Source organism: Micromonospora sp. CPCC 206060 (assembly GCF_036906895.1).
Lineage (GTDB): Bacteria > Actinomycetota > Actinomycetes > Mycobacteriales > Micromonosporaceae > Micromonospora.
Window position 1 is genome coordinate 174,307 of the sequence record NZ_JBAKHU010000002.1, and the last position, 13,117, is coordinate 187,423.

The 13,117-nt window shown below is 68.2% G+C and carries 9 protein-coding genes; all 9 read left to right on the top strand.

Annotated features, from left to right (window positions below; translation table 11 throughout):
* The first annotated feature begins 10 nt into the window (after positions 1-10).
* The 9 genes from nusG to V6U90_RS03185 all read left to right on the top strand — a co-directional run bounded on the left by nusG (position 11) and on the right by V6U90_RS03185 (position 13,034).
* Positions 11-727: a transcription termination/antitermination protein NusG gene (gene nusG, locus V6U90_RS03145; protein ID WP_208810862.1), complete on the top strand. Its 717-nt coding sequence runs from the start codon at positions 11-13 to the stop codon at positions 725-727.
* A gap of 188 nt (positions 728-915) precedes the next feature.
* Positions 916-1,350 (top strand): 50S ribosomal protein L11, encoded by a 435-nt coding sequence (gene rplK / locus V6U90_RS03150; RefSeq protein WP_334431019.1) that lies wholly within the window; start codon positions 916-918, stop codon positions 1,348-1,350.
* Positions 1,351-1,429: 79 nt separating this feature from the next.
* Positions 1,430-2,146, top strand: a complete 717-nt coding sequence (gene rplA, locus V6U90_RS03155) for a 50S ribosomal protein L1 (protein WP_334431020.1) — start codon at positions 1,430-1,432, stop codon at positions 2,144-2,146.
* Positions 2,147-2,228: 82 nt separating this feature from the next.
* On the top strand, positions 2,229-2,978 hold the full coding sequence (locus V6U90_RS03160) for an ABC transporter ATP-binding protein (RefSeq protein WP_334431021.1): 750 nt from the start codon (positions 2,229-2,231) through the stop codon (positions 2,976-2,978).
* A 5-nt stretch (positions 2,979-2,983) separates the two neighbouring features.
* Complete coding sequence (locus V6U90_RS03165) at positions 2,984-3,676, top strand: hypothetical protein (RefSeq protein WP_442933520.1); 693 nt, start codon at positions 2,984-2,986, stop codon at positions 3,674-3,676.
* A gap of 373 nt (positions 3,677-4,049) precedes the next feature.
* Positions 4,050-4,595 carry a 50S ribosomal protein L10 gene (gene rplJ / locus V6U90_RS03170; RefSeq protein WP_334431023.1) on the top strand — a complete coding sequence of 182 codons (546 nt, stop codon included), beginning with the start codon at positions 4,050-4,052 and terminating at the stop codon, positions 4,593-4,595.
* Positions 4,596-4,651: 56 nt separating this feature from the next.
* Entirely contained in the window at positions 4,652-5,035 is a 384-nt protein-coding gene (gene rplL / locus V6U90_RS03175) for a 50S ribosomal protein L7/L12 (RefSeq protein WP_334431024.1), read from the top strand.
* A 555-nt stretch (positions 5,036-5,590) separates the two neighbouring features.
* A complete protein-coding gene (gene rpoB, locus V6U90_RS03180; protein ID WP_334431025.1) occupies positions 5,591-9,022 on the top strand; it encodes a DNA-directed RNA polymerase subunit beta in 3,432 nt (1,143 codons plus the stop codon).
* 124 nt (positions 9,023-9,146) lie between these two features.
* On the top strand, positions 9,147-13,034 hold the full coding sequence (locus V6U90_RS03185; RefSeq protein ID WP_334431026.1) for a DNA-directed RNA polymerase subunit beta': 3,888 nt from the start codon (positions 9,147-9,149) through the stop codon (positions 13,032-13,034).
* Positions 13,035-13,117: the final 83 nt, after the last annotated feature.

The following is a 13,117-nucleotide window of genomic DNA, read 5'->3' on the forward strand; positions in this document are numbered from 1 at the left end:
GTGAGCGAGCGTGCCTGAGTACGACGAGACCGCCGAACCCATGGACGAGCAGTCCGCGGTGGCGACGGCGGCCGGTGACGAGTCGGTCGAGGCCGCCAGCGAACCGGAATTCGCGACCACCGAGCCGGAGCCGGAGTACGACCCGGTTGCCGAGTTGCGTCAGAAGCTGCGCTACGCCCCGGGCGACTGGTACGTGGTGCACTCCTACGCCGGTTACGAGAACAAGGTGAAGACCAACCTCGAAACCCGGATCACCAGCCTCGACATGGAAGAGTTCATCTACCAGGTCGAGGTGCCGACCCGGGAGGAGGTCGAGGTCAAGAACGGTAAGCGCCTCCAGGTCCAGAACAAGGTCTTCCCCGGCTACATCCTGGTCCGGATGGAGCTGACCGCCGAGTCCTACTCCTGCGTGCGGAACACCCCGGGGGTCACCGGCTTCGTCGGGGCGACCGACCGGGCCGACCGCCCGGCACCACTGTCGCTCGACGAGGTGCTGAAGTGGCTGGCGCCGGCGGTGGAGACCGAGACCAAGAAGGCCAAGCCCGAGGTCAAGGTGCTCGACTTCGAGGTCGGTGACTCGGTCACGGTGACCGATGGCGCCTTCGCCTCGCTCCCGGCGACGATCAGCGAGATCAACGCCGACCAGCAGAAGCTGAAGGTGCTGGTGTCGATCTTCGGTCGGGAGACGCCGGTCGAGCTCAACTTCAACCAGGTCGCCAAGATCTAGCTTCGGGTGCCGCGGGGTGGTCGACGTACCGCTCCGCGGCCTCACTCGTTGCGCCGCGACCTCGTCGGAGAGCGGGGCACAGCCCTGCGCTACCCTAGAACGTCGCCGCCGTGGGCCGTGCTGGCCGTGTGCGACCCGCTGGCGGAGTCAGGTGCATCATTCCCAGTTCCAAGCCCCAGGAAGTAGACATGCCTCCGAAGAAGAAGAAGCTCGTCAAGACTTTCACGCTTCAGCTCCCGGCGGGCCAGGCCACCCCGGCGCCGCCGGTCGGTCCGGCGCTCGGTCAGCACGGCGTGAACATCATGGAGTTCTGCAAGTCGTACAACGCGCAGACCGAGTCGCAGCGTGGTGACATCGTCCCCGCCGAGATCAGCGTGTACGAGGACCGGACCTTCAGCTTCGTGCTGAAGACCCCGCCGGCCGCCCGGCTGCTGATCAAGGCTGCGGGCGTGCCGAAGGGTTCTGGCGTGCCGCACAAGGAGAAGGTCGGCTCGGTCAGCCGCGCCCAGCTGCGCGAGATCGCCGAGAAGAAGATGTCCGACCTCAACGCCAACGACCTCGACCACGCCGAGCGGATCATCGCCGGTACGGCCCGCTCCATGGGCATCACCGTCAACGACTAGTCTCGCCCCACCCGAGTTCAGGATCGTGGGAGGGTACGCGTCGTCCGCGGCCCGCCAGTAACCACAGGAGTAACCAGACATGCAGCGCAGCAAGGGCTACCGCAAGGCCGCCGAGGTCATCGACCGGACCAAGCTCTACACCCCGGCCGAGGCGGTCAAGCTCGCCAAGGAGACCACCAACGTCAAGTTCGACGCCACGGTCGAGGTCGCCATGCGCCTCGGCGTCGACCCCCGCAAGGCGGACCAGATGGTCCGCGGCACGGTCAACCTGCCGCACGGCACCGGTAAGACCGCCCGCGTGATCGTCTTCGCCGCTGGCGCCAAGGCCGAGGAGGCTGTGGCTGCGGGTGCGGACGAGGTGGGCACCGACGAACTCGTCGCCCGGATCCAGGAGGGCTGGCTGGACTTCGACGCGGCCATCGCCACGCCGGACCAGATGGCCAAGATCGGTCGGATCGCGCGGATCCTGGGCCCGCGCGGTCTCATGCCGAACCCGAAGACCGGCACGGTGACCATGGACGTCACCAAGGCGGTCGCGGACATCAAGGGCGGCAAGATCACCTTCCGGGTGGACAAGCACTCGAACCTGCACCTGATCATCGGCAAGGCCTCGTTCTCCGAGTCCCAGCTGATCGACAACTACGCGGCGGTGCTGGACGAGGTGCTGCGGGCCAAGCCGTCCGCAGCCAAGGGCAAGTACCTCAAGAAGGTCACCCTGACCACGACGATGGGCCCGGGTGTCCCGGTCGACCCGAACATCGTCAAGAAGCTCCAGGAGAGCTCGGCCGAGGCCTGATCTCCGGGACCCGTTGATCGGGGCGTCGCCACCGTCGGTGGCGACGCCCCGATTGTCATTTCGCTGTGGCACGCTCGGTCCCATGTGGCTGGACGGTGTCTCGGTGCGCTACCACCGGCGGGGGCCCTGGGTGCTCCGGTCCGTCGACGTGCACGTGGAACCGGGCGAGGCGGTGCTCGTGCTCGGCCGTAACGGGGCCGGCAAGTCGACCCTGCTCCAGGTGGCGGCGGGGGTCATCCGGCCCGACCGGGGCGCGGTGCGGGACCGGCCGGCAGTGGTCGGCTGGGTGCCCGAGCGGTTCCCGGCCGACCAGCCGTGCACCGTCGGGCGGTACCTCGGCATGGGGCGGGCACGCGGACTGTCGACGGCGGCGGCCACCCGTGCGGTCGACGACTGGGTCGACCGGCTCGGGCTCGCCCCGTACCGGGACGTCCGGTTGCCCGAGCTGTCGAAGGGCACTGCGCAGAAGGTCGGCCTCGCCCAGGCGATGCTCCGGATGCCCGGGCTGCTGGTGCTGGACGAGCCCTGGGAGGGGCTCGACGCCCAGACCCGGGAGTTGGTGCCGGAACTGGTCCGCGAGGTGCGGGACGCCGGCGGGGCGGTGCTGGTCAGCGACCACCGGGGGGAGACCGCCCGGCTGCCGGACGCACGGCGGTGGACGGTCGCCGACGGCGCCGTCGGCGAGTCGGCCGCGCCCGACGGCGAACGGCTGGCGGTGATCGAGGTGGCGGTTCCGGCGGACCGGGCCACCAGTGCCGCCGCCGGGTTGCGGGACGCCGGCTACCAGGTGCTCCGGGTACGCCTGGACGACGCGGTGGAGGCGGGCTCGTGACCCCGGTGGTGGCGCTGGTCCGGATGCGGCTGGCGGGTTTCACGCGTACCGGGCGAGCGCTGGCGCCCCTGCTCGCCGGTCTGGTGGCGCTGGGTGTCCTCTACGGGGGCGGCCGGGCGCAGGCCGGCGAGGGGTACGGGGTCTCTGCCGTCGTGCTCTTCCCGGTGCTGGCCTGGCAGACCAAGCTGCTGCTCGACGTCGAGCCGGACGTCCAGCGTCGACTGGCCCTGGTCGCGGTCGGCGGGGTACGCCGGGAACTGCTCGCCGGGCTCCTCGCTGCCGCTCTGGCCGGGCTGGTGACCGTGTTGCTCGGGCTCGGCGCACCCTGGCTGATCGGTGGCCTGGCCGGGCCGGAGCAGCCCGGCGACCTGTCCCTGGCACACGGGATCGCGCTCGGCGTCTGGGCCCATCTGCTGGCCCTGGTGGTGGGTGTGGCGCTCGGGGCCGTGGCCAGCCGGGCGGTCAGCCGCAGCGCGCTGTACGGGGTGGCGGTGCTGGCCTGCGGATCGGTCGGCTCGCTGGTGCTCGGTCTGCGGGACTCGGTGGCCCCTTGGCTGGCGCCGCCACTGATGGCGGTCGCCCGGGTCACGGCGGGGGCGCCGGATGCGGCCACCGTCGGTGGGCTGACCGCGCAGGCGGCGCTGTGGAGCGCGGCTGCCCTCACCGGGTACGCCTGGTTGCGCAGGCGCCGCCCCTGACCTGCGGGCGCCCGCGTCCGTGGGCCGGTCCGTGCCGCTTTCTGCGGGCTCGGGGCGGAGTGACCGGGGGCACCCGAAGGTGATTTGGTGGTCACCCGGCGCGTCGCGTACTCTTACCGGCGAAGTTCCACCCAGAGACCGCTGGTCACCGTGCTTCGGCACGGTCGAAGGTTCCGTCGTGACGGGCGACCCGCGTAGGGCGGCAAGCGAAAACCGGCTCGTGTTGTGGTCCGCCGACCACTGCTGTGCGCTGACTCTCGCCCCGTGCGCCCTGCGCCGGGGCTTTTCTCGTTGCGGTGATCCTTTGTTACCGACCTCTCCAGCCGCAGCGCTGGCGAAGGTAACCAGCCTGGAGTAACGAGAGAGGAGGGACATGGCGGACAAGCCGATTCGGGCCGACAAGGCCACGGCCGTTGCCGAACTCACCGAGCACTTCCGGAGCTCGGGCGCCACCGTGCTGACCGAGTACCGCGGCCTGACGGTCGCCCAGCTGACCCAGCTGCGGCGCTCGCTCGGTCGGGAGACCACGTACGCGGTTGCCAAGAACACGCTGGCCAAGCGGGCCGCAACGGACGCTGGCATCGACGGCCTCGACGAGCTGTTCACCGGTCCTACCGCGCTGACCTTCGTTTCGGGCGACGTCGTCGAGGCGGCGAAGGGGCTTCGCGACTTCGCGAAGGCCAACCCGAAGCTCGTCATCAAGGGCGGGGTCTTCGAGGGCAGGGCGATCTCCGCGGCCGAGGTCACGAAGCTCGCCGACCTTGAGTCCCGTGAGGTGCTGCTGGCCAAGCTGGCCGGCGCGATGAAGGGCAACCTGAGCAAGGCCGCGGCCCTGTTCCAGGCGCCGCTGTCGAAGACCGCCCGTCTGGCGGCTGCACTGCAGGAAAAGCGCGAGAAGGAGGGCGCCGAGCAGGCCTGACGGCCTTCCCGGCGTACCAGTTCATACTTCCGAAGTTTTAGGAAAGGACGCCAGACATGGCGAAGCTCAGCACCGAAGAGCTGCTCGACGCGTTCAAGGAGATGACGCTGATCGAGCTCTCGGAGTTCGTGAAGCAGTTCGAGGACACCTTCGAGGTCACCGCCGCCGCTCCGGTCGCGGTCGCCGCTGCCGGTGGCGCTGCCGCCCCGGTTGAGGCCGAGCCGGAGAAGGACGAGTTCGACGTCGTCCTCGACGCTGACGGTGGCAAGAAGATCCAGGTCATCAAGGTCGTGCGTGAGCTGACCGGCCTGGGCCTCAAGGAGGCCAAGGACCTGGTCGAGGCCGCGCCGAAGGCCGTCCTGGAGAAGGTCAACAAGGAGACCGCGGACAAGGCCAAGGCCAAGCTCGAGGGCGAAGGCGCCAAGGTCACCCTCAAGTAGGTTCGCAACATCGGCCTCCAGCTCGTGTGAGCTGAGGCACAGCTCAGCGCAGCGGGCGGCGATCCGGAATCGGGTCACCGCCCGCTTTGTTCTGACTACGGGCGGCTTACCCCTGCTGATCAGGGGTGATGTCGGCGACGGACCCCGGGGTGGGGGTGCGGCGGGTCGGAGCGGGTGGTCGGAAAGACGGACCAGCCCTTGACGCGGTGCGGTGCGGCAGGCACGCTGACATCTGCAAGACCTTCCGCGCTTGCGACGGCCATGGACCGGGTAACGACAGCGGCGACACGTCACTGCCGTGGCCCCGGGCGGCCCGATGGGTACGCCGCGTTCTGAGCGGCCCGGGGAGCGACCCGATGAGGGTTCCCCGAGGCACGTTCCGCGTCGACCTGCGGGGTGGCTGGACAGCGGTTAGCCTTTCGGCTACACTGCTAGTTTGCGCTGCCTTCCGGCTTTTTGCCTGCTCAGAATGTCCGTTTCTGGAGATTTGAGCAGGGTCATCGGGATGCACGCGTAACAGCCGTTCTGCAGCACCGGTCCTCGGAAGGACGCATCTTGGCAGCTTCCCGCCCTGCGAAGACCAGTCGTACGTCGAGCGCTTTCGCGCCCCGCCGAGTCTCATTCGGCAGGATCACCGAACACCTCGAGGTCCCCAACCTCCTCGCCATCCAGAACGAGTCCTTTGACTGGCTGGTCGGCAACGAGGCTTGGCAGGGCCGGTCGGCCGACGACCCGCACGCACGTTCTGGTCTCGCGGAGATCCTCGACGAGATCAGTCCCATTGAGGACTTCTCCGGCACCATGTCGCTGTCCTTCTCCGCTCCGCGCTTCGACGAGGTCAAGGCCTCTATCGAGGAGTGCAAGGAGAAGGACCTGACCTACTGCGCGCCGCTCTTCGTGACCGCGGAGTTCACCAACAACACCACCGGCGAGATCAAGAGCCAGACGGTGTTCATGGGTGACTTCCCGATGATGACGCCGAAGGGCACCTTCATCATCAACGGCACCGAGCGCGTCGTGGTCAGCCAGCTCGTCCGCTCGCCGGGCGTGTACTTCGACAAGCAGCCGGACAAGACCTCCGACCGCGACCTCTCCAGCGTCAAGGTCATCCCGAGTCGGGGTGCCTGGCTGGAGTTCGACATCGACAAGCGCGACACGGTAGGCGTCCGCATCGACCGTAAGCGCCGGCAGGCCGTGACCGTTCTGCTCAAGGCCGTCGGTTGGTCGGCCGAGCAGATCCGCGAGCGGTTCGGCTGGTCCGAACTGATGATGACCACCCTGGAGAAGGACCACATCGCCGGGGTGGACGAGGCGCTGCTCGACATCTACCGCAAGCTCCGGCCCGGCGAGCCGCCGACCCGGGAGAACGCCCAGACCCTGCTCGACAACCTCTTCTTCAACCCGAAGCGGTACGACGTCGCCAAGGTCGGTCGATACAAGTTCAACAAGAAGCTCGAACTCAGCGTGCCGATCACCACCGGCACGCTGACCGAGGACGACATCGTCGCCACCGTGGAGTACCTCTGCCGGCTGCACGCCGGTGAGGAGGGCTACGAGGCCGACGACATCGACCACTTCGGTAACCGGCGGCTGCGTACCGTCGGCGAGCTGATCCAGAACCAGGTCCGGGTCGGTCTGTCCCGGATGGAGCGGGTCGTCCGGGAGCGGATGACCACCCAGGACGTCGAGGCGATCACGCCGCAGACCCTGATCAACATCCGCCCCGTGGTGGCGGCGATCAAGGAGTTCTTCGGTACGTCGCAGCTGTCCCAGTTCATGGACCAGACCAACCCGCTGGCGGGTCTTACCCACCGGCGCCGGCTGAGCGCGCTCGGCCCGGGTGGTCTGTCCCGGGAGCGGGCCGGCTTCGAGGTCCGGGACGTACACCCGTCGCACTACGGCCGGATGTGCCCGATCGAGACGCCGGAAGGCCCGAACATCGGTCTGATCGGCGCCCTGTCGACGTTCGCCCGGGTCAACCCGTTCGGCTTCATCGAGACGCCGTACCGCAAGGTCGTCGACGGTCGGGTCACCGACCAGATCGACTACCTCACGGCGGACGAGGAGGACCGGTTCGTCAAGGCCCAGGCGAACGCGCCGCTGAAGGCTGACGGCACGTTCGCCGAGGACCGCGTCCTGGTCCGCCGTAAGGGTGGCGAGACCGAGGACGTGACACCGGCCGCCGTGGACTACATGGACGTCTCGCCGCGGCAGATGACCTCGGTCGCGACCGCGATGATCCCGTTCCTTGAGCACGACGACGCGAACCGGGCCCTGATGGGCGCGAACATGCAGCGCCAGGCGGTGCCGCTGGTCAAGGCCGAGTCGCCGCTGGTCGGTACGGGCATGGAGTACCGGGCCGCAGTCGACGCTGGTGACGTGGTGGTCGCCGAGGTCGGCGGTGTGGTCGAGGACCTCTGCGCCGACTACGTGACCGTGCACCAGGACGACGGACACCGTCGGACCTACCTGCTGCACAAGTTCCGCCGTTCCAACGCCGGCTCCTGCGTGAACCAGAAGCCGGTGGTCTTCGAAGGCGACCGGGTCGAGGCCGGTCAGGTCATCGCCGACGGTCCGTGTACCGACGAGGGCGAGATGGCACTCGGGCGCAACCTGCTCGTGGCCTTCATGTGCTGGGAGGGACACAACTACGAGGACGCGATCATCCTGTCGCAGCGGCTCGTGCAGCAGGACGTGCTCACCTCGATCCACATCGAGGAGCACGAGGTCGACGCCCGGGACACCAAGCTCGGCCCGGAGGAGATCACCCGCGACATCCCGAACGTCAGCGAGGAGATGCTCGCCGACCTCGACGAGCGCGGCATCATCCGGATCGGCGCCGAGGTCGTCCCCGGCGACATCCTGGTCGGCAAGGTCACGCCCAAGGGCGAGACCGAGCTGACCCCGGAGGAGCGGCTGCTCCGCGCGATCTTCGGTGAGAAGGCGCGTGAGGTCCGGGACACCTCGCTGAAGGTTCCGCACGGTGAGACCGGCACGGTCATCGGCGTGCGCACCTTCTCCCGGGAGGACGGCGACGAGCTGCCGCCGGGGGTCAACGAGCTGGTCCGGGTCTACGTGGCCCAGAAGCGGAAGATCCAGGACGGTGACAAGCTCGCCGGCCGGCACGGCAACAAGGGCGTCATCTCCAAGATCCTTCCGGTCGAGGACATGCCGTTCCTGGAGGACGGCACGCCCGTCGACATCGTGCTCAACCCGCTCGGTGTGCCGAGCCGGATGAACATCGGCCAGGTGCTGGAGACCCACCTCGGGTGGGTGGCCAAGACGGGCTGGAAGGTCGAGGGCGACGACGCCGACTGGAAGAAGGCGCTGCGCTCGATCGACGCGCACGAGTCGGAGCCGGACACCAACGTGGCAACGCCGGTCTTCGACGGTGCCCGGGAGGCGGAGATCTCCGGCCTGCTCGCGTCGACCCTGCCCAACCGGGACGGCAAGCAGCTGATCGGGGCGACCGGTAAGGCCCAGCTCTTCGACGGTCGGTCGGGCGAGCCGCTGCCGGACCCGATCGCGGTCGGCTACATCTACATCCTCAAGCTGAACCACCTGGTCGACGACAAGATCCACGCTCGGTCGACCGGCCCGTACTCGATGATCACCCAGCAGCCGCTCGGTGGTAAGGCGCAGTTCGGTGGCCAGCGGTTCGGCGAAATGGAGTGCTGGGCGATGCAGGCGTACGGCGCCGCCTACGCCCTGCAGGAGCTGCTGACCATCAAGTCCGACGACGTCCTGGGCCGGGTCAAGGTCTACGAGGCGATCGTCAAGGGCGAGAACATCCCCGAGCCGGGCATCCCGGAGTCGTTCAAGGTGCTGCTCAAGGAGCTGCAGTCGCTGTGCCTGAATGTTGAGGTGCTTTCCAGCGACGGCGTGGCCCTGGAGATGCGGGAGACCGACGACGAGGTGTTCCGGGCGGCGGAGGAACTCGGCATCGACCTGTCCCGGCGCGAGCCGAGCAGCGTCGAGGAAGTGTGAGGTTGCGGGTTGGGGGCCGGATGCCTCGCTGTGGACGGTCAGGCTTGATCCCCTCGCGGGTCACCCGGCCCCCAACCCCACTCAGTAGCTAGCAATACAGACGACGACATAGGGGACACTTAACGTGCTCGACGTCAACTTCTTCGACGAGCTGCGCATTGGTCTCGCCACCGCCGACGACATCCGTCAGTGGTCGCACGGCGAGGTCAAGAAGCCTGAGACGATCAACTACCGCACCCTGAAGCCGGAAAAGGACGGGCTCTTCTGCGAGAAGATCTTCGGTCCGCAGCGGGACTGGGAGTGCTACTGCGGCAAGTACAAGCGGGTCCGGTTCAAGGGCATCATCTGTGAGCGCTGCGGCGTCGAGGTGACCCGGTCCAAGGTCCGCCGTGAGCGGATGGGCCACATCGAGCTGGCCGCGCCGGTGACCCACATCTGGTACTTCAAGGGCGTGCCGAGCCGGCTGGGCTACCTGCTCGACCTGGCTCCCAAGGACCTTGAGAAGATCATCTACTTCGCCTCGTACGTGATCACGAGCGTGGACGCCGAGTCGCGGCACCGCGACCTGTCGACCATCGAGAACGAGATCCTCGCCGAGAAGCGCCAGGCGGAGAACAGCCGGGACTCGGAGATCGAGAAGCGGGCCGCCAAGCTGGAGGCCGACCTGGCCGAGCTGGAGGCCGAGGGCGCCAAGGCCGACGTGCGTCGCAAGGTCAAAGAGGGCGGCGAGCGCGAGATGCGCCAGATCCGCGACCGGGCGCAGCGCGAGATCGACCGGCTCGACGAGGTCCTCGACACCTTCCGCAAGCTGGACTCCAAGCAGCTGGTCACCGACGAGCTGCTCTACCGCGAACTCCGGGACCGGTTCGGCGAGTACTTCACCGGTGGCATGGGCGCCGAGGCCATCAAAGCCCTGGTCCAGAACATGGACCTGGAGGCCGAGGCGGAGAACCTCCGCGAGATCATCCGGAGCGGCAAGGGCCAGCGCAAGATCCGTGCCCTCAAGCGGCTGAAGGTCGTCGCGGCGTTCCTCAACACCCGTAACTCGCCGCTCGGCATGGTGCTGGACTGCGTACCGGTCATCCCGCCGGACCTGCGTCCGATGGTGCAGCTCGACGGTGGCCGCTTCGCGACCTCCGACCTGAACGACCTGTACCGCCGGGTGATCAACCGGAACAACCGGCTCAAGCGGCTGATCGACCTCGGTGCCCCCGAGATCATCGTCAACAACGAGAAGCGGATGCTCCAGGAGGCCGTCGACGCGCTGTTCGACAACGGCCGTCGGGGCCGGCCGGTCACCGGTCCGGGTAACCGCCCGCTCAAGTCGCTGTCCGACATGCTCAAGGGCAAGCAGGGCCGGTTCCGGCAGAACCTGCTCGGTAAGCGCGTCGACTACTCCGGCCGTTCGGTCATCGTGGTCGGTCCGCAGCTCAAGCTGCACCAGTGCGGCCTGCCCAAGCAGATGGCGCTGGAGCTGTTCAAGCCGTTCGTGATGAAGCGGCTGGTCGACCTCAACCACGCGCAGAACATCAAGTCCGCCAAGCGGATGGTCGAGCGGCAGCGGCCGGTCGTGTGGGACGTGCTGGAAGAGGTCATCGGCGAGCACCCGGTGCTGCTGAACCGGGCGCCCACCCTGCACCGGCTGGGTATCCAGGCGTTCGAGCCGCAGCTGGTCGAGGGCAAGGCCATCCAGATCCACCCGCTGGTCTGCACCGCGTTCAACGCGGACTTCGACGGTGACCAGATGGCGGTGCACGTGCCGCTCTCCGCCGAGGCCCAGGCCGAGGCGCGGATCCTGATGCTGTCGTCGAACAACATCCTCAAGCCGGCCGACGGCAAGCCGGTCACCATGCCGACCCAGGACATGGTCATCGGTCTCTACCACCTCACCCACCTCACCAAGGGCGAGCGGGGCGAGGGTCGCGCGTTCAGCTCGGACGCCGAGGCACGGATGGCGTTCGACAACGGCGAGCTGCACCTCCAGGCCCCGGTCAAGATCCGGCTCAAGGGCCTGGTCGGGGTCGACAACGGTGCCGGCGCCGAGCCGTGGACCGCGCCGGAGGGCTGGACCGAGGGCGAGCCGCTGACCGTCGAGACGACGCTCGGCCGGGTGCTGTTCAACGAGACGCTGCCGCAGGGCTACCGCTTCGTGAACTACGAGATCCGCAAGGGTCAGCTCTCCGCGATCGTCAACGACCTCGCCGAGCGGTTCCCGAAGGTGGCGCTGGCCGCGACCCTGGACGGGCTCAAGGAGGCCGGTTTCCACTGGGCCACCTGGTCCGGCGTGACGATCGGCATGGAGGACGTCATCGCGCCTCCGCGCAAGCGGGAGATCCTGGAGCGGTACGAGAAGGAAGCCGACCGGATCGACAAGCAGTACCAGCGTGGTCTGATGACCGCCGAGGAGCGTCGCGGCGAGCTCATCGAGATCTGGACCAAGGCGACCAACGAGGTCGCCAAGGAGATGGACACCGCGCTGCCGCAGGAGAACCCGCTGTGGAAGATGATCAACTCGGGCGCCCGCGGTAACCTGCTCCAGCTCCGCCAGATCGCCGCGATCCGTGGCCTGGTGGCCAACCCGAAGGGTGAGATCATCCCGCGGCCCATCAAGGCCAGCTACCGGGAGGGTCTGTCCGTACTGGAGTACTTCATCTCCACGCACGGTGCCCGTAAGGGTCTGGCCGACACCGCGCTGCGGACCGCCGACTCGGGTTACCTGACCCGTCGTCTGGTCGACGTCTCGCAGGACGTGATCATCCGCGAGGAGGACTGCGGCACCGACCGGGCCATCACCATGCAGGTCGGTGAGCGGCTCGACGGCAAGCTGGTGGTGCACGAGCACGCCGAGACCGGGGTGCACGCCCGGACCCTGGCCGACGACATCAAGGGCCCGGACGGGGCCGTGGTCGCCGAGCGGGGTGCGGACCTCAACTCGATCCTGGTCGACCGGATCGTCGCGGCCGGGGTGGACACGGTGCGGGTCCGCAGCGTGCTCACCTGCGAGTCGAAGCTGGGCGTCTGCGGTGCGTGCTACGGCCGCTCGCTGCCGACCGGCAAGACCGTGGACGTCGGCGAGGCGGTCGGCATCATCGCCGCCCAGTCCATCGGTGAGCCCGGTACGCAGCTGACGATGCGTACCTTCCACACCGGTGGTGTCGCCGGTGAGGACATCACCCAGGGTCTGCCGCGTGTCCAGGAAATCTTCGAGGCGCGGGTGCCGAAGGGTAAGGCGCCGATCGCCGACACCCCCGGCCGGATCCGGATCGAGGACGGCGAGCGGTCCCGGAAGATCATCGTGGTGCCGGACGACGGCAGCGACGAGATCGTCTACGACAAGATCTCCAAGCGGGTCCGGCTGCGGGCCCACGACGGCGATCACGTCGAGGTCGGCGAGAAGCTCACCGAGGGCACCATCGACCCGCACGAGCTGCTGCGGATCCTCGGCCCGCGGGCGGTCCAGGTCCACCTGACCCAGGAGGTCCAGGAGGTCTACCGCTCGCAGGGTGTGCTCATCCACGACAAGCACATCGAGATCATCATCCGGCAGATGCTCAAGCGGGTGACGGTCATCGACTCCGGCTCGACCGAGTTCCTGCCGGGCGTGCTGGTCGACCGGGCGCTGTTCGAGTCGGAGAACCGCCGACTGGTGAGCGAGGGTGGCGAGCCCGCCGCCGGTCGTCCGGTGCTGATGGGTATCACCAAGGCGTCGCTGGCCACGGACTCGTGGCTGTCGGCGGCCTCCTTCCAGGAGACCACCCGGGTGCTGACGGACGCGGCGATCCACGCCCGCAGCGACTCGCTGATCGGCCTGAAGGAGAACGTCATCATCGGTAAGCTCATCCCGGCCGGTACCGGCATCAGCAAGTACCGCAACGTCCGGGTCGAGCCCACCGAGGAGGCGAAGGCCAAGGTGTACTCGATGACCGGCTACCCGGAGAGCGACTACGGCTTCGGGCCGGCCAGTGGCCAGGCTGTTCCGCTGGACGACTTCGACTTCGGGTCGTACCGCTAATCAGGATCAGCGCCGACGGGCGCCCCGGATGTCGATCCGCTCGACACCCGGGGCGCCCGTCGCCTTTGTAGGCTTACCTGGTG